At 44.7% G+C, this 17,855-nt stretch carries 18 protein-coding genes, 1 tRNA gene and 1 riboswitch; of the genes, 15 read left to right on the top strand and 4 right to left on the bottom strand.

Going from position 1 to position 17,855, the window contains the following annotated elements; translation table 11 throughout:
* The first annotated feature begins 80 nt into the window (after positions 1-80).
* From MH215_RS08790 to MH215_RS08760, 7 genes are all read left to right on the top strand, one after another.
* Positions 81-1,772, top strand: a complete 1,692-nt coding sequence (locus MH215_RS08790; RefSeq protein WP_239289700.1) for an RsmF rRNA methyltransferase first C-terminal domain-containing protein — start codon at positions 81-83, stop codon at positions 1,770-1,772.
* On the top strand, positions 1,769-2,515 hold the full coding sequence (locus tag MH215_RS08785) for a pseudouridine synthase (protein ID WP_239289699.1): 747 nt from the start codon (positions 1,769-1,771) through the stop codon (positions 2,513-2,515). The genes MH215_RS08790 and MH215_RS08785 overlap by 4 nt, the downstream gene beginning before the upstream one ends.
* Positions 2,516-3,084: 569 nt before the next feature.
* Entirely contained in the window at positions 3,085-3,888 is an 804-nt protein-coding gene (locus MH215_RS08780) for a Cof-type HAD-IIB family hydrolase (protein ID WP_239289698.1), read from the top strand.
* A 109-nt stretch (positions 3,889-3,997) separates the two neighbouring features.
* Positions 3,998-5,128, top strand: a complete 1,131-nt coding sequence (locus MH215_RS08775) for a hypothetical protein (protein ID WP_239289697.1) — start codon at positions 3,998-4,000, stop codon at positions 5,126-5,128.
* A gap of 101 nt (positions 5,129-5,229) precedes the next feature.
* Entirely contained in the window at positions 5,230-5,778 is a 549-nt protein-coding gene (locus MH215_RS08770) for a GNAT family N-acetyltransferase (protein ID WP_239289695.1), read from the top strand.
* 261 nt (positions 5,779-6,039) lie between these two features.
* Positions 6,040-7,176, top strand: a complete 1,137-nt coding sequence (locus MH215_RS08765; RefSeq protein WP_239289694.1) for a glycosyltransferase family 4 protein — start codon at positions 6,040-6,042, stop codon at positions 7,174-7,176.
* Positions 7,177-7,385: 209 nt separating this feature from the next.
* Entirely contained in the window at positions 7,386-7,964 is a 579-nt protein-coding gene (locus MH215_RS08760; RefSeq protein ID WP_239289693.1) for a hypothetical protein, read from the top strand.
* A 105-nt stretch (positions 7,965-8,069) separates the two neighbouring features.
* On the opposite strand, the gene MH215_RS08755 is transcribed toward MH215_RS08760, so the two are convergent.
* Positions 8,070-9,128 (bottom strand): YkvI family membrane protein, encoded by a 1,059-nt coding sequence (locus tag MH215_RS08755; RefSeq protein WP_239289692.1) that lies wholly within the window; start codon positions 9,126-9,128, stop codon positions 8,070-8,072.
* Between the two features lie 204 nt (positions 9,129-9,332).
* Here MH215_RS08755 and MH215_RS08750 point away from each other — a divergent pair, with 204 nt between their 5' ends.
* From MH215_RS08750 to MH215_RS08735, 4 genes are all read left to right on the top strand, one after another.
* Complete coding sequence (locus MH215_RS08750; RefSeq protein ID WP_239289691.1) at positions 9,333-9,914, top strand: xanthine phosphoribosyltransferase; 582 nt, start codon at positions 9,333-9,335, stop codon at positions 9,912-9,914.
* A gap of 97 nt (positions 9,915-10,011) precedes the next feature.
* Positions 10,012-10,341, top strand: a complete 330-nt coding sequence (locus MH215_RS08745) for a hypothetical protein (RefSeq protein WP_024629266.1) — start codon at positions 10,012-10,014, stop codon at positions 10,339-10,341.
* Positions 10,342-10,461: 120 nt separating this feature from the next.
* Positions 10,462-10,680 (top strand): hypothetical protein, encoded by a 219-nt coding sequence (locus MH215_RS08740; protein WP_056700334.1) that lies wholly within the window; start codon positions 10,462-10,464, stop codon positions 10,678-10,680.
* Positions 10,681-10,792: 112 nt separating this feature from the next.
* Complete coding sequence (locus tag MH215_RS08735) at positions 10,793-11,122, top strand: carboxymuconolactone decarboxylase family protein (protein ID WP_056700336.1); 330 nt, start codon at positions 10,793-10,795, stop codon at positions 11,120-11,122.
* A gap of 90 nt (positions 11,123-11,212) precedes the next feature.
* Here the strand turns inward: MH215_RS08735 and MH215_RS08730 are convergent, their stop codons facing one another.
* Entirely contained in the window at positions 11,213-11,677 is a 465-nt protein-coding gene (locus MH215_RS08730; RefSeq protein WP_145410069.1) for a C40 family peptidase, read from the bottom strand.
* Positions 11,678-11,682: 5 nt separating this feature from the next.
* A riboswitch (cyclic di-AMP (ydaO/yuaA leader) is annotated at positions 11,683-11,814 on the bottom strand.
* A 435-nt stretch (positions 11,815-12,249) separates the two neighbouring features.
* Here MH215_RS08730 and pelA point away from each other — a divergent pair.
* Both pelA and MH215_RS08720 read left to right on the top strand, forming a co-directional pair.
* On the top strand, positions 12,250-13,215 hold the full coding sequence (gene pelA / locus MH215_RS08725) for a pectate lyase (RefSeq protein ID WP_239289690.1): 966 nt from the start codon (positions 12,250-12,252) through the stop codon (positions 13,213-13,215).
* 186 nt (positions 13,216-13,401) lie between these two features.
* A tRNA-Leu gene (locus tag MH215_RS08720) sits at positions 13,402-13,486 on the top strand.
* A gap of 160 nt (positions 13,487-13,646) precedes the next feature.
* On the opposite strand, the gene xynC is transcribed toward MH215_RS08720, so the two are convergent.
* Positions 13,647-15,332 (bottom strand): glucuronoarabinoxylan endo-1,4-beta-xylanase XynC, encoded by a 1,686-nt coding sequence (xynC, locus tag MH215_RS08710; protein ID WP_275446024.1) that lies wholly within the window; start codon positions 15,330-15,332, stop codon positions 13,647-13,649.
* Positions 15,333-15,669: 337 nt separating this feature from the next.
* Between xynC and MH215_RS08705 the strand changes: the two genes are divergently transcribed.
* Positions 15,670-16,593, top strand: coding sequence for a divergent polysaccharide deacetylase family protein (locus MH215_RS08705; protein WP_239289689.1), 924 nt, complete (start codon positions 15,670-15,672; stop codon positions 16,591-16,593).
* On the opposite strand, the gene MH215_RS08700 is transcribed toward MH215_RS08705, so the two are convergent.
* The gene (locus tag MH215_RS08700; protein WP_239289688.1) at positions 16,568-17,344 is read right to left on the bottom strand and encodes an N-acetylmuramoyl-L-alanine amidase family protein; all 777 of its coding nucleotides are present in this window, start codon (positions 17,342-17,344) and stop codon (positions 16,568-16,570) included. The two genes, MH215_RS08705 and MH215_RS08700, sit on opposite strands and share 26 nt — an antisense overlap.
* Positions 17,345-17,536: 192 nt before the next feature.
* On the opposite strand from MH215_RS08700, the gene MH215_RS08695 reads away from it, so the two are divergent.
* A complete protein-coding gene (locus MH215_RS08695; RefSeq protein WP_239289687.1) occupies positions 17,537-17,755 on the top strand; it encodes a YqzE family protein in 219 nt (72 codons plus the stop codon).
* Positions 17,756-17,855 lie beyond the last annotated feature (100 nt).

Genomic DNA, 17,855 nt, shown 5'->3' with positions numbered 1-17,855 from the left:
ACTCGGATATGATAACATAGAGCAAGATGTAGGCATTCTAAGAGATGCTGGTATTTTAACAGGACAGGATGAGTGCAATTATGGCTGTACAGCTACCTTTGAAATTTACTGAGCGAATGAAAACATTGCTTGGTAATGAATTTGAACAATTTATGTCATCATATGATCAGTCCCCGCATGCGGGGCTGAGAGTGAATACGTTAAAAATATCCATGGAGTCATTCGAGCAGATCGCTCCATTCGACTTGCGTCCCATTCCTTGGTGTGGGACAGGTTTTTATGTGCCTTACGGAGTGAAGCCGGGATTGCATCCTTATTATCATGCGGGTCTATATTACATTCAAGAACCAAGTGCAATGGCACCTGTTGAATTATTGGGTGTGCAGCCAGGAGACCGAGTGCTTGATCTGTGTGCTGCGCCAGGCGGGAAGTCTACCCATATTGCGGCCAAACTGCAAGGTAAGGGCTTGCTTGTAACCAATGATATTCATGCTGAACGAACTAAGGCACTTGCCAAAAATGTGGAATTATACGGAGTTCGAAATGCAGTTGTGTTGAACGAATCTCCAGAGCGCATAGCAGGTGCATTTGAGCATTATTTTGATAAGGTCTTAATAGATGCTCCTTGTTCAGGGGAAGGTATGTTCCGCAAAGATGAGGACATGGTGAAATCATGGGAGGATCATTCCATTGATAAGTGTGTTCTGATGCAACGAGACATTCTAGAGACGGCTGCAAGATTGCTGGCTCCAGGAGGTACGATCGTTTATTCGACATGTACATTTGCGCCTGAGGAAAATGAAGCAATGATTGCGGAGTTTCTGAAGTTGAATCCTGATTTTGTTGTGAAAGACATCCCTAAGGAAGCAGGATTTGAGCCGGGTAGACCTGATTGGGTGCGTCAAACGATGCCAGAAACGGCACAGGAGACAGCTTTGGTATTAGATCAAGTGGCTGGAACGGCGAGATTGTGGCCTCAGTTGTTAGAAGGGGAAGGTCATTATGTGGCGGTGCTACAGCATCGGAGTCAATCTTTCGCTGCACAAGATCTGGTGGATTCAGAGGCGGATGACATTGTGGACGGAGTAGCAGATGATAGAGCGCATATCGATACTGAGCGTGATTTAGAGCAAGAGCGTTTCATTGCAGCGTCTGCACCCCTTAGTAAAGCCGATCGTAAACGAGAGCGTCTTCTGAGAACAGAGGCGAGAGAGAACAAACCTAGACAGGACTACGAGGGGAAATCGAAGGGGAAACAGGCAAAAGGAAATGAACGTGGCGGACGCAAAGCAGAGCGACGTGGACAGGGTCGTGGAACAGAGCAACTGGAACCGGAGATCATCTACAAGCAGTTTGTACAAGATCATCTGGAAATAGAGCTTCCCGGAGAAACGGTGTATTACGGTGACCGTGTATATCAATCTTCGGTAGGTGCTGAGCGTCTAGAGGGACTTAAAGTCATTCGTCCTGGATGGTTCATGGGAACGTTGAAAAATGGACGATTTGTGCCATCCCATCCGTTGGCGTGTGCGTTGCATAGTGCAGAGGCAGTGCGAGTGATCAACCTGGATTCTGCAAATGGTGAAGCGGTGAGGTATCTAAAAGGAGAGACTTTAAATGTTGAGGAGTCTCGGGTTCAGCTCAAGGCGGGAGTAGTTGCCAAGGGTTATACTTTAGTGTGTGTTGATGGTTATGCCGCTGGCTGGGGAAAATGGCTGGATGGCGTGCTGAAAAATGAATATCCGGCAGGCTGGAGGTGGACATCGGTATGAGTGGAAAGGGAAAACAGACCTTGCGTCTGGACAAGATTTTGAGTCATATGGGTGTGGGTACACGAAGTGAACTCAAAAAGTTAGTGAAGCAAGGCCGCATACAAGTGGATGGCATAGCTGTGAAAGATAGCGGATTACAGGTGAATCCAGACCTGAATGTCATCGAGGTAGATGGCGAACGGATCGTCTACCGGGAAATGATCTATCTGATGTTGCATAAACCCCCGGGTGTTGTGTCGGCTACCGAAGATAATAGGGATCGAACGGTATTAGATCTACTGCGTAAAGAGGATCGTGTCTTCAACCCGTTCCCGGTTGGCCGTCTGGATAAAGACACAGAAGGTCTGCTGATCCTAACCAATGATGGGCCGCTTGCGCATGATCTTCTATCCCCACGTAAACACGTTCCTAAGACGTATGAAGCTCGTGTATTAGGACGAGTGGTTGAAGAGGATATTCGGCAATTCAAGGCAGGTATACAGTTGGATGATGGATATAAAACCTTACCGGCGGATCTAACGATTCTTCATCACGAAGAGACGGATGAGGGTGTGTATTCATCCATATCGTTGATCATTCACGAAGGGAAGTTTCACCAGGTGAAACGTATGTTTCAGGCTGTTGGCAAACGAGTGGTTTACCTTAAACGAGTAGCCATGGGTGACCTGCAGCTAGCAGCCGATCTACCGATTGGCTGCTATCGCGAACTTACCGCAGAAGAGTTAAATATTCTGCGCAAATAAGCTCCCGCCCTTCGCGAAGCGGAGCAGGGAGCCCGGGCAAGTGGCGAAGCCTTGCCCCCGCGCCAAAGGCGCAAAGCTCCCGCCCTTCGCGAAGCGGAGCAGGGAGCCCGGGCAAGGAGCGAAGCCTTGCCCTAGCGCCAAAGGCGCAAAGCTCCCGCCCTTCGCGAAGCGGAGCAGGGAGCCCGGGCAAGGAGCGAAGCCTTGCCCCCGCGCCAAAGGCGCAAAGCTCCCGCCCTTCGCGAAGCGGAGCAGGGAGCCCGGGCAAGGGGCGAAGCCTTGCCCCCGCGCCAAAGGCGCAAAGCTCCCGCCCTTCGCGGAGCGGAGCAGGGAGCCCGGGCAAGTGGCGAAGCCTTGCCCGAAATGGTCCCGGTAAGCTTGGGCAGGGTCACCGCTGTATGTAGCGGTGACCCTGGCAGACAAGCGTTCCGACACCAACCGTTACATAGCAAGACCCGACCCGCCGCCGCTTCCGCAAACGGGAGTCCAGAGGGCAGAGCCCTCTGGGGCCCTCCCTCGGAAGGGAGGGTTTGGGAGGGTGCGATCCCCCCTATTTAAGGAGTGAATACAAAATGACATATAAATTAATTGCACTTGATGTCGATGGAACATTGCTGAACGATCACCATGAACTAACTGAAATGACACAAGAAACCTTGATTCGTGCATCCCGTCAAGGGATAGAGATTGTGCTGTGCTCAGGCAGAGGTCCAGCTAACACGATTCCTTTTATGGAGCAGATGGGTTTGGCAGGCTATGTGATAACACATAACGGAGCGGTAACTGCTGAAGTAAGCACACGTGAAATTGTTCATCGTTTTGCGATGGAGGGTCAGGGGCTAGAGCCGTTTATCACGTATTGTCGGGAGAATGGGGTTCATTTTGACATTAACACGGCATTTGGATTATATGTGGATCAGCCGGAAGGGCTGGAATTGCAAGTACAGGAGATGTATCGCAACTTTATGATGAAGCCACAACAGTTGCCCCAGTGGGCAGATCTAACTGAACCGCTTGTCAAATTTACGGCCTTTGGACCGTTAGAGCAAATGAACACAGTACAGCAAGAGTGGGGGAAATGGAATCTTCCCTACTACATGACACGTAGTGGAGACTTTTTCATTGATCTGATGCACCCTGAAGCAACCAAAGGTACATCATTGAAAAGATTAGCTGAATCCAAAGGCATTCAGCCCTCTGAGGTAATGGCTATTGGTAATTATTATAATGATATAACGATGCTGACCTATGCAGGCAAAGGAATTGCTATGGACAATTCTCCTGATGAAGTAAAAGCAGCTGCAGATGAAGTGACACTTTCGAACAATGATCAGGGAGTGGCACATTCGATTCGAAAACATGTATTAGGTGAATAGGATCAAATTAAACGTACGAACTAGAAAACGCTAAGGTTTGATCTCATAATCTACTGTCTTCCTGGGCAACCTAAGAGAATAATCTTAGAAGACCAAGGAGGACGGATTCATGGAACTGCATGTGGAGCTCATTCCGAATCTGCGAACATTAGGCGGCGAAGTACTGGATGTTATGGTACATGGTCAATACGTAGGTTCGCTTTTAGTCGTGTATAGAGAGAATGATCGGTTATCGGGAAGTCTTCAATTGGAACGTGGATCGCTTACGGAAGCATCTGAAGAAATCGTAATGGACAAGGTACATGAATATGTTCGTGCGCTTGTTGATGCAGTGGAAGCTGATTATTACGAAGTGTTAGTCAACTGCGGAACACTGCGTTCGGTGTTGCTGAAACCCGATACCGAGGTTGAGGTGGAATGGTACGAAGATGAGAACATATATGATAGGGATTACGATGATACGGATGTGAGTGAGATTCAGATCATTCCCGGCTCGCAAGATGAATCTTTTACATATCAGGATCAGGAGCAACTGCTGGAGATGGAACTAGTATCAGCGGGACGCAACATATCGACGTATGTATTTAATGATGTACAAGGTCAAGAGCTTGCCGAAGCGACGCTGAAACAGTATGGAGCAGATGTCCAAGGGGAAATTCACTGGTATGACGAGCCGGATGAACAACAGCAAGAGATTGCTGCTGAGTTGCTTGTGCGAGAGTTGGATGAAGAATTGATCGATACGATTACGATTCACTTCTGGCATCAGGGGAACCAATTCGATTCGGTAGAGTGGATACACCGTGACTTTGCTGGGGAAGATGACCATGAAGATGATGTAACTTCGGATGACGAATACCGAACAGTTGGTTCTCTCAGCAATGCTTCTAATTACGATACAACAGGTCGAACTATAGATGAGATGCAAGACAGAGATGTAGAGGAAGATGCGGAGGATATCTCTTATGTCATACTTGTACGCAAAGACCGAGAGTTCCGTGAGTACGCACTGTACCTTCAGGAACGTGGTGGACTGCCGGTGGGAACAGCTACAATTGACACTTCACATCCGGATCTAACCGGATATATGGATTATCAGATTCCGGGTACCAATGTGCAGCGACAGAGCTTAGTTGAGGTGCTTCTGAAGGAACTGGACAAAGAGCTCGAGTTCGATACGTTGCATCTGACGATGTTATACCGCAACCAGATTATTGATGAAGCAAGGATTGACAGGTAAAGGGCTGCGGCTCTTTACCTTTTTTATTTGCTTTTTTGACGAAATATTCATTTCCGGCTATAGTTCCATTATTCATAAGAGACAAAGGAGTGCGGAGAAAGATGGAGCAATCATTTACAATCATCCAAGATATCATTAACGAAGACTTTCGAGTTAAGCTTGCAGAGCCAAAAGATACGGAGGCGGTCATGGCTCTTCTAACAGAGACGGCGGAATGGCTGCGTAGTCAGGGTTCATCCCAGTGGAGTGCCCTACTAGAGGGAGAGGATTCGCATGATACGGAAGGTGCTATTCGGCGTGGTGATGTTTTTGTGTTCAAAAAAGACGCTGATGTCGCTGGAATGGTCATTCTGATGCGTAAGCCGAGTGCTTGGGATAGTAAACTATGGGGAACGAGAGCACATGCGAAAGATGGAGCAGTTTATTTGCACCGCCTAGCCATTCGTAGAAAGCATGCTAAGACGGGTCTTGGACGCAGTATATTGGACTGGGCGACCGAAGGCATTCAGTTTGAGGGTAAACACACGATGCGATTGGATTGTGGTGCGGACAATGCCACTCTCAATGCGTTTTACGCTCGTCATGGTTACACGTTTGTAGGTGAAACTGAGGGATATAGCACGTATGAGAAGTCTTTAGGATTGAATTAATGTTAAGTTGATTGCGTACTGAATAAAATAAATATACGGAGCCGGGAGCGTAGATTGCAGCTCACCGGCTCTTATTATGCACGTATTTATTATGCACGTATAATGATAAAGGGAGAAATGACTCATCATGTAACATGTTATCCCAGTGTAAGAAGAATGGAGAGGAAATGTTCAGTTATTGCTTTACTGAAACATACGTTCTAATATATCATAATTGAAGATGTACTTATAAGATCGAAGCAAGAAAGGGGGAAACTAACGGTGAAATTGCTGCAGGCGCTATTCTTTCCTCCGGAGCAGCCCGGAGGTGTATCCTCTATGATACCGTATATGCAAGAGAGGTTCACAACTCCACGATGGGAGATGGATCTGTTCTCGCTACCCAAACGTATTCGCAACAAAGGTAGAGAAGATATTGCTTTTGAGACGTTCGATTGGACACTGTATCAGGACAGTCCGATTGTTCAGAAATATATGCAAACTTATCGTGATTACTTATGGTGGACTAAACTACGAATTCAGAAGCCGTATGATCTCATCCACGCACATCATCCAATTGCCGGTCTTGCTATGAAAAAGGTTTTCCCAGACACACCTCTCATTCAAACGATTCACTCCAGTTATGAGCGAGAGTTGATTCTGAATGGCCGGATCGAGCCAGATGGATTGGAACATCAATTCCTAGTGTCGATTTACCGTGAGCTGGAGCATCAGGCAGAGCGGTTGTTAACCGTGTCTGACTCGTTCCGTCGTTATTTGGGTGCTTATGTTCAACAACCGGATATCATTGGCATTATACCCAATGGATTCGATGAAAAAAGGTTTAAGCCGATTGCGCATGACAATGCCATCCCACAGTTAGTTACCGTATGTCGCCTTGTACCAGCCAAAGGTCTGGATATTCTGTTCAAGGCATGCGCGGAACTTAAGGATCGAGGACTGGATTACGTTCTTCATATTATCGGAGATGGCCCAATTCGTCCCGATCTGGAAGAGCTAGCACAACGGCTGGGGATATATAACGAAACGATATTTTATGGTTACACGCTGCATCCTGAGGAATTTATGCCGTTCTTTGATATTTTTGTACTTCCTTCACGCGCTGAAGCCTTCGGATCTGTCTTTGCAGAGGCTGCACTGAGCTGTCTAGCGTTGGTTGGTACAGATGTTGGGGGAATTCCTGAACAGATTGAGAATGGTAGTAACGGACTGTTAGTTCCTTCTGAGGACCCGTCTGCGCTTGCAGAAGCTTTAGAGAAGGTGATGGTCGACCCGGCTTATCGTTATGAGCTTGCACGCTCAGCATGTGAGAAGGCGAAGACGCATTATTCTCTAGGTAGATCGGTCAATGAATTGAAAAAAATGTATTTGCAATTCGCTAAACCATCTTTAACCTAATAAAATAACGATATCTTAGAAGAGCACAACATAATTGCTGATACATTAGCAGTTATGCTGTGTTTTTTATTTTCTGACTTTATGGTTAAGTTCTAATTAGTAGTCATTAATAGCGTGTATTAAAAGAGATAGATGCGAATGTGTACTACAAAGATACTTAATGAATTGAAATGTTCAATTCGAAGGAAAGGGAGGAAGGAAGTTTGAAGATGTTTGCTAAACCTCTTATAGCCTATACGACCATAATAATGCTTCTCATTGCAGGATGTACTGATCTGAATCATCGTGGACAATCCAAGGAATTAAGTGATATGGAAAGTAAGATTGCGTATCAGCCTGAAGTTTTCTTAACGGATGTGGTGAACGATCATTTCAACATTACAGCTACGATCAGCTATAGTAATAAAGAAAATGTGGAACGAATCATTTACGAAATGTTCATTGAAGAACCCAAAGTGGAGATGGAACAGCTGCAAATGAGCTTTCATCTTCATCCACAAATGCTAAGTAAAATAGGTACAACCAACATTTTTGAATCAAATGTCACCTTTGATAACCTACCAACAATTACACCACATGGCACAAGTACAGGAGCATCCCTATTTAGGGCGTTCTTGTTAGATCCATCGAAGATAGATCAAGAGACATTGGAAATTTATACAGATATGTACGTGAAGTTAAGCTATCAAGTAGATCGAGAAGAGTATGTTCATTATTTCAAGTTAAACGCAGAGCCCTCTGATGAACTTGTGAATGTTCTTCATAATACAGCGATGACGCTGAATTGACCTTTTAAAACTAAACGATCGAAAAAAATAAAATAAAAACCGACTCTTAAAATAAATTAATTATCTTAGAGTCGGTCTATTCAGCTCAAGTTGCCACAAAGTGAACTAATATTTTTCTTTTGTCCCTCGGAAACTGCCCCAACGATCCATAATTAATTTAAAAGCCCAGAAGAGTGCCAAACATCCGAAAATGGGGTAAAGAATAGATAATAGAGAGCTGAAGCCAAATTGACTAAGGGAGTAACACAACAACATAATAGCTAGCATAATGATCCGCGGATGTACACGAATGTTTTGTCTAACCTGCAGCGTCATACCATAAATGTCTGCTACAAAGGTGCTGAATATTTCCATGAAAATCAGGGATACATAAACGGACTGAACGATCCAACCAAGCTGAAAGGCAATGCTGCCCATCGGAATTTCAAATTGTGTTATTCCCGGCATCTGTGCAGACATAGCAAAATGAGCTGCGAGCAGCATAAAGCCTACTCCAATTCCGCCGAGTACGCCGCCCCACTTCAGCATGTTTCGACTTTGAATCTGGTTTCCTAAAGGTACGAGTACAGCTTGGGCTAATACCAGATTAAATGAAGTGTATAAGAGTGGAGATAGCCATACCTGTATCAGACTTTTATCGGTTGTTAACGTGATAAATCTAGAAGCCCCAGGTTGATGGAGTGTGCTGGTAATCATAAGCAGCGAGAGCAGCAGCATCATCGGCACAACGATACTATTCATTTGCATAATGGCTCGGATACCTCGTCCCAGAAGGAGGTAAGTACCGACAAGTGTAACGAGTAAGCCGGTCTGGTAATGCAAGCCGAGATGTTCAACAAAGACGGAGCCTGCTCCAGCCAACATGACGCTGTTCACTCCAATGAGAATGAGAAGGGTAATCCAAGTGATCCATCTGCCTGCTTTGTAGCCAAATAGATGCTTATTAAGATCTTCGTAGGAGCGGGAGCCTGTATCGTGTGCAATGAGCATCATTTTGGTGCCTAGCCAGACAAAAAGTATGGTGGATAGGCCGATGGTGAGCGTTGCCCATTTGCCATACTGGGTAAAAAACTGCAGGATCTCCTGGCCTGTTGCAAAGCCGGCACCTACCACCGTTCCAATGTATGTAAATGCGATCTGCAGCACCCGAAATGCCTGTTTCATGTGTTTCCCCTCTCAGGCCCCTGAATAGTTTGGACATGCGGGTGCCATGGTACAAGGTATGCTTGACCCTGGAAACTCATGACAATGAGCTCATTCTTTGAGCATCAATTGTAAGGCTAAGTAGCAATAAAGCTGATTTCGCTTGAATTGACAGTCATATCTATGATACTTTTACGTCATAGGATAGGCTTGGGAGGTCAAATCATGGAAGTGTTGAAACAACGTATTTTAGAAGAAGGAGTAGTCATCTCCGATCAGGTGCTTAAATTGGATGGACTGCTGAATCATCAGATTGACCCTGGTTTGACAATGGAAATGGGACGTGAGTTTGCCTCACGTTTTCGTGAAAGTGGTGTAACACGTGTTATTACGGTGGAGTCTTCTGGCATTCCGGTAGCTTTTGCTGTTGCACATGAGCTAGGAGTACCTCTTGTATTCGCTCGACGCAAAAAAACGCTACTGGCTGATCCTGATGCCTACTGTGAACGTGTACCATCGTTTACGAAAGGAATTGTGACCGATATTATGGTATCTCGTGAATATATTCATGAGAATGATCGTATTTTGTTCATAGACGATATTATTGCTAATGGGGATGCAGCTCGCGGTGTAATCAAGATTATTGAACGCTCTGGGGCTGAATTAGTTGGTTTCGGTGTAGTCGTCGAAAAATGTTTTCAAGTAGGAGCACGAACCATCCGTGAACAGGGAATCCCTGTTGAAGCCTTGGTACGTATTCGTTCCCTGAACGAAGGAAGCATTCAGTTTGACGATAACGAAATGTGACATTTTAAAGGAAAAGGGCCTATTTTTTGAACAATGCCTTTGCATGACCGCAGAATTCATTTATAATGGGGTTATGTTAGGGAGAGGAGGCAACACCATGGGGAACCAACCGGCAACAGAACAATTTTTTATTGATAAGCTGGCGGAATCGAAAGTTCATTTTGAACGTGCCCTGGATTGTAAACATACGGAATTCGATGACCTTTATCCCTATATGATTGAACATCCTCAATTTTTCTGGTACAAACGCTATGTTGCCTGGTCAGAACTTCTGACGATTGTAGGCTTGTGTGAAGAGTTGTCCTTCTCTTGGAAAGAGCAATTTACACCGCATCAAGTGGAGTACCTTGAAGAACGTGTGATGTCCGCCAAAGTGCTTGATTTTTGGTTTGAGAAGAATGACAGCAAAGAGCACGCGCAGCGGTAAATTTCAGTCGGGACATACGCTTCGTATGACATGACAGTCCAATACAGTCACGTGAGACCTAAATGAGTTGTCATTTAGGTCTCTTTTTGTAAATTAATTTGGAACATAGGAGCCATAGACATGATTAGTGATACAGAGCTGGATGCCCTGCGTTTGTCAGGTGAAAAGGTTAGAGTGGTAAGGGACGAGCTTGAGTCCAATGATGTCACAGGAATTGTTGTTGCTTGGGATGGAGAGCAGGTACTCATTCGTCGGCAGAATCGGCGTGTGGTTAAGCTCGATCGAAGTTATCGCTATCAGTTGTTTAGCGAGCCGCGTCAGAGTCCACTTAGCGAGTAGGAAATGAGCTAACGGGATTTACCATCATACCATTGGCATAATCGATTCGCTCAGGAGAAAGGATAGTTACAGTGAAGGATGTGGAACTATCTCCGAGAGGGCGTGCAATGATATGACATTGATGAATGAAAAGGTTCATGCGTATAAAGATCAGATTGGTGAGTTGAGCGATGTGTTACCGGGAGTGGTGAAGTCTTACCATGAGTTTACGGGAGAATGCTTTCAGCCAGGAGCCATTGATGCCAAAACGAAACAATTAATTGCCTTGGGCATTGGCTTATTTGCGAATAACGAAGTGTGTACCTTCTATCACGTGGAGGAAGCTCGTGCGAAAGGCGCTACCGATCAGGAGATCATGGAGACCGTTGCTGTTGCGGGTGCCGTAGGCGGCGGTCATGCACTATCCCAGGGTGCAATGCGCGTACAGAAGGCGCTCCACTAAGTAGAATGGAGCTATACAAATGAAAATAAGGACTTATTCCTTGGCAAATGCTACGGGAATAGGTCCTTATTTATGTACATCGAAGTTATATTATATTTTTCCAATCATTTTATTATACATAAACTGCCCGGTAACTCGGCGAGCTGTGACATAACGGTCTTTGAAGTAAGGGTTAGACAATTTGGTGATGCTGACCCCTTTGCTGCTTGAAGCATGTGCGAATTGACCGCCACCGATATAAACGCCTGTGTGTGAAACGCCATTGCCCATTGTGTTGAAGAAAACAAGATCTCCTGTGCGAAGATTCGCTTTGGATACTGGAGTTCCTGCTTTGGCTTGCTGCTGAGAAGTACGTGGTAGATCAATACTATATTTATCAAAGAGATATCTCATAAATCCAGAACAATCGAAGCCGGCCATGGTTGTACCGCCCCATTTGTAAGGAATGCCTGTCATGTTATTAACGACTGTATTGATTGTGCTTGCCTCTGTACTTGTTGCACCTGATGTAAATAGTACTGCTGCTCCAAAAATGGAGATGATAAGTTTTTTCAAAATCAATGTTCTCCCTTCGTTGCCTACGGAGTTAGCTAAGGGTTCGGTAGAAGGTTCCCTATATTTCCTATGTATAAGAATAATTCACCCAAAATGGTTCCCCCGTTTTCAAACATGAAACTCGGCAAATGAATAATTAAGTTTTTGTAACCTTTTGAAACTATATTGCATATATGCGTAAATGTCAAACCCATCTTAATACCTTCTTTATCGCCCAATGTTAACGGAACTATTGATTTTTATGAAGAATAAACACGAAATGACAGCGAAACTAATTACAAAAAAGTAATATGTGATTCAAATCCAAACTGGAGTGTATATCACTCGAGGTTTGTCATGTGCAGTTTGAACTATTCTGATCGATACAATAATCGCGGAATGTTACAAGATGTTGCATTAATTGACAAAGTTATTTTTTTTGCATAAGATCGTTCTATCCAATCCACATATTGGATAAAAGTATAGTAGTTATAATTTAATTCAAATAAAGGAGCTGATGGAGAGGGGTGTAATTATAGGGCGAGAGTAAATAGAATGAAGAATTGAATGATTTCAATAATAAAGGGGAGTGTGTGATCATTTTGAATACAAAAACAAAGTTAGTTACATTAGTTCTAGCATTTTCAATGGTATTTTCTGCGGTAGGTATGATCATTCAACCGGTTAGTACTGTATCTGCTGCGGATGCTTCAGGAACAACAGCAAGCATATCCGATATTTTGAAGAATCAACGAGCCGATGGTGGCTGGAGAAAAGAATATAAGCAATCAACTGGTGAGTGGGCGAAATCTACGATCGACAATAAAGCTACATACTCAGAAATTAGAAGACTAGCCAAAGAATTTAAAAAGACAAACGACCCACGTTATTCTGCTGCCGCGATCAAAGGGATTAATTTTTTGCTGAATATGCAATATTCCAATGGTGGATGGCCTCAAGTTTATCAAAGTTCTGGTTATCACAAACATATTACTTATAATGATGATGCGATGATTAATGTAATGTACATGCTGGATGAAGTAGCGACGCGAAAAGGTGACTTCTCCTTTATCGACAGCAACCTTGCCAATCGTAGTAAAAATGCGGTTGCTAAAGGTGTAGATGCGATTCTGAATACACAGGTGGTTTCAGGTGGCAAGCTCACAGCATGGGGACAACAGCATGATTCAAGCACACTGAAGCCTGCAGGTGCAAGAATCTATGAAGTACCATCATTAACAGCTGGAGAGAGTGTAACGATTGTTAAATTCCTAAAAACAAGACCTTCCAACGCCAAAATTACAGCATCTATCAAGGGAGCAGAAGCTTGGTTTAACAAAGTGAAGATCACAGGCTACAGATATGAAAGAGCAAACGGAGATAGCAAAATTATCGCTGATTCTAAAGCTGCACCGATCTGGGCTCGTTTCTATGAGATTGGAACGGATAAACCCATCTTTATCGGCCGTGACGGCATCGTAAAATACAAATTGAGCGATATTGACAAAGAAAGAAGAGGCGGTTATGCATGGTATGGTAACTGGCCATCCAAACTGTAATTTAATTTAGATCCTAAACTGGTACCAATCATGGCAGATCCTATGCCAGCTCCTGAACATGAAGCCCGATCCGAAAGTGAATATCTGGATCGGGTTTCTTCATGAGCATTTCAATATTGACATGTAGATGCTTGCGTGATATATTATTTTTTGTCGCCGAGATACATATATCACGGATATACATATGCGGTCGTGGCGGAATTGGCAGACGCGCACGGTTCAGGTCCGTGTGGGCTAACCCCCCGTGGAGGTTCGAGTCCTCTCGACCGCATCGAATGAAAAGGTTCCCTGTTAGACATTAGTCTAACGGGGAACCTTTTTTTGCACCAATATGAGGACTTCACAGTTGCTTGTCCATTCAGTGTTGGTTACTGCGACCAACGACCAATTGGAGGCTTGGGCAATTTTTTGCCATTTAAACACTGCACGTATTATGATGCTGTAACTATAATATTATCGATATTAGGTCCTTCTGTACCTGTTGTTACAACTCTAATGGTATTCGTTCCTGAATTCATGGGCACCTGAATGGTTTTCTCGCCCCATGTCGACCAGCTTCCTGTTGCTGAAAAAGAGGTATTGCTGATCACTTTGTTTCCGTTAACGTACACATCGAGGTTACGTGTGCCACTCTCTAGTGCATAACGAAACTTTACGTTTTTGGTACCGCTTGTCGCGTTGTTGATATTATTCCATTGGATGGCAGAATTCGTTAGTGCATTGAAATTCACATAGCCTGAACCTGTGTAACCCGGGTAGATTGTCTCAACTACAGCATCAGTTAAGGTAGTTCCTGTTTCAGCTTCATACGTTGTACCACTTGTGTTACCACTACCAGGCCCAGTGATATCCGCTACAAATGTGGTTACACTTTGAGCAGGAAGCTGTGCAGTAAATGCGCCGTTAGACACATTGATCGGTGCTCCACTTGCTAAGTTACGGCTGCTATCCGTTACCCATGAGGATACAGTAGAGGCATTACCATTTTGCAGGACGAATCGCTGACTGGTCGCAGAAGTTCCTTTGTTAATTGCGACGATGACAACCTTGTTATCTCCTTTGTAAGCAGACACAAACGTATTGGTATCCGGGTTTTTCGTTGCATCCACTCGCAGATAGCCTGGACGAACAAACTTGGAGAATTGAGCCATATTATAACCACGTTTGCTGATCGTACCATCCTCTTTCATTGGTCCATACTGTCTACGGATATACCACCATACATAAGCCTGAAAGTCACCTTCTACCATTGCATTGTGCATGTGATGGGAAACCTCCAACGCTTCTGGCCAGCGGTCTGCAGAATTGCTATCACTGTTTGGATAATAAACTTCAGTCATCCACAGTTCTTTGCCTGCACCTTTTTGCTTGAAAAGTGGGTAGGCAAAGTTATTGACTTGAGTACCGTACAAGTGTGCTCCTAGAATGTCCATATTCGCCAGCGCTTGTGGATCATTGAGGATCGGGTCAGAAATGTTTTTCAGGTATTGGAAGGATTCAGGCGCCATAACTTTGGTGTTCTGGATCGATCCTGCATTTTCTTTCATGAAACGAAGGATCTCCTGTGGTGTCCACCAGGTCCAATCATGAGCGTAATCCGGTTCATTTTGTACGGAAATTGCATACAAGTTTACGCCGTTATCTCTCATGTACGTAACGAAGTCATTCAGGTGCTGAGCGTAAGCAGCATATTTGTCATATCTCAATCGCTTTGCCGTAGTGTCTCCATTCCGGTTGAACGTTTCAACCATGTCGCTTGGTGGATTCCAAGGGGAGGCAAACACCAGAGCTCCTTGCTCAATCGCTCTTTTGGCTGTATCTACTTCCCTAGACCAGTTACTTTGATTAGGATCGACACTGATCCTCAGGATGGAGAAGCCTAACTGGTTTTGCCCGTTGCCAAAGGCTGTGTCACGTTGAGCTGGCGTCAAGTCACCGATCCAAACCGGGTGATTAATTCCTCCGAAGCCCTTGATGAGCTGCTTCTCCGAGGACAAATTGATGGTAGCATCACTTGCTGCCGAAGCTTGTGTGGGTGTTAACATCAGTGGCAGAGCCGTTAAGCAGGCCAGTAAAACGTTAAAGGTTTTTTTGAATTTAAATTTCACAGCGATCATCCTCCTCGAAATGGTTATCCTGAGAAATGCTAAACCGATGAAATCTTAATTTTGCATAGATCAGTTGTAAGCCCTTACATGACCTCCTTTCGAAAATAAAAGGAAAGAAAATCAATTTATTCTTTCTTTTGTTTATTTTAATAAAATATTGTTGAACTGAATACCTGACAAATTTCAGGTCTTTTACTAATTTATCTCAAATTATCGGGAATCCATGACATTTTTTATCCCTATTCAGTAGTTACAAATTTTCCTTTAGTTAACTCAGACCGTTTCTTACATAGAACTCCCTACAATATCAAACAATGAGAACACAGATCTAAGGGAGGGAATCACCATGGATAACAAAGTGAGAAGCAAGCGGCATAGAAGGTTAGCGGGATTCTTTGTTCTTTTACTGCTTATTAACGTGGGATGTATGGCAGGTGGAGAGATAACGGTGGCATCTCAGTTGACAAGAGAAGCGGATACAGTGAATGCTTACGCACTGTCGAATCGTGATCGGATGCATGTAGCATCTCAACCTGAACAATCCGTAACCCCTCATAACCGTATGGCAATTATCATTGATGATGTAGGTAATGACATGAAGGGTACAGCAGAAATCTTGGCGATGCCAGTCAAGCTGACCGTTGCGGTCATGCCCTTTCTGCCAACAACTCAGAAAGATGCCGCTGCGGCACATGAGAAGGGAATGGATGTAATAGTACACATGCCCATGGAGCCGAAGAAAGGGAAACCGGAGTGGCTGGGGCCAGGAGCTATTACGTCCAATCTAACTGATGAGGAAGTTCGTGAACGGGTGGGAAAAGCAATTGATGATGTCCCGTATGCCATTGGCATGAACAATCATATGGGTTCTAAGATTACTTCGGACAAACGGATCATGTCGATTGTGTTGGACGTCTGCCGAGAGCGAGGTCTCTTTTTTGTAGACAGTCGAACCAATTTTCGCTCGGTAGTAGGTGAACTGGCCGCTTCCAAAAATATGCCACCTGTCGGTAATGACATCTTCTTAGACGACCAAAACTCTAAGCCGCACATTCGCAAGCAAATGGAACTGGCCGCTAAGCGTGCCGTGGACAAAAAAAGCTGTGTAGTCATCGGTCATGTCGGTCATACCGGGCTTAACACATCTGCTGTTCTTCGTGAAACCGTCACCCAACTGCAGGGACAGATTGAATTTGTAGGCATTGGTGATCTGGTGCGAGAGGTGTGGGATTGGCATATTGCGCCTACACTACCGACAGGTAATAAATAATGCCGTTTGCGATGGATTCAGCAATGCGCTTTTGCTCGGCGGGATCACTTATTTTGGCTCGGTCTGCTGCATTACTCAGAAATCCAGTTTCTACGATGACGGCAGGGTGCTTCACATAATTCAACAGGTAAAAGGGTTTACCCCACACGACTTGCCGTTTAGTTCCATATAAGTCATTCATGGCATCTTGAATCGATTGTGCTAAGAGGTAGCTTCGACCTTCTTTTTGGTGCAGTACCACCGGACCGTGTGTTGCAGCTCTTGAACTCCAATTGGCATGGATACTGACAACGATATCCGTACTGACTTCTTCGCTGAGGCTTTTGCGCTGTGCTAAATCTTTGCGATGCCGTGAGCGGCTGTTAAGCCAGCGGTTATCATCGCTGAGCGCATAATCACCAAGTCGATTAATGATGACGGCATATCCTTTGCTGCGCAACAGAAGATAAACCTTTTGACTTATAGCGAGGTTAATGTCCTTCTCCAGCACACCTTGTGCTGACGTTCCTCCATCGACTCCTCCATGTCCTACATCAAGTAGAATAACGGGAGCTGCAAAGGCATGATGACTAGAACGATAAGCTTCGCCATCGGTTATTGGTAACATGGATGGACTGTTCGTTGAGGGGCTAGCTTGGATGGGGGTAACAGATCCGACTGGTTGGATTGCCTGTCCCTGAACAAGTGGAAGAACCGGAAGACATAACAAGCTAACTAACAATGCGGTCGAAGCAACCAGCAGCTTATACATGGGGCATACACTCCTTCATGATATTGGTCTTTGGTGCATATTAGGGATTCGATGGATAGCTTTGGCATTAGACTGTGCATTCTGCCGATTTTCATACACGTAGCTCACAAAAATGTTTAACGAGAACACTTCTTGCACACAATAGTACTATCGTAAGCTTCGTCAAGTGATGGAGCCAGGGAGGCAGAGGGTATGGCCAAAAGTGATGAATTGGTAAAATATATAACACAACGTGTGGTGCATTATATTGATACTCCAAAGGATGAGCGTAAAGGGCGTACCAAACAGAAGGAACCATGGTCCATGAAATGGTTTGGCATGATTCCGTTTGCCGTTTCGCTGTGGGTTGGCAAGAAGGGAAGATCTGTGGAATCGAATGCGAGGAAACGAAGTTCTTCAGACAAGGAATAGATGGACTAGAGCAGTTTACCTTACTGAAGATCGATCATGAGATAAACGATGTCTGCATGCAAAATAGACGCACTTCCTGTATGGTCAGGAAAAGGCGTCT

The organism is Paenibacillus sp. ACRSA (genome assembly GCF_022346845.1).
GTDB lineage: Bacteria > Bacillota > Bacilli > Paenibacillales > Paenibacillaceae > Paenibacillus.
The sequence above is the reverse complement of the archived record's forward strand: the minus strand, read 5'-3'. Positions and strand labels throughout refer to the sequence as shown.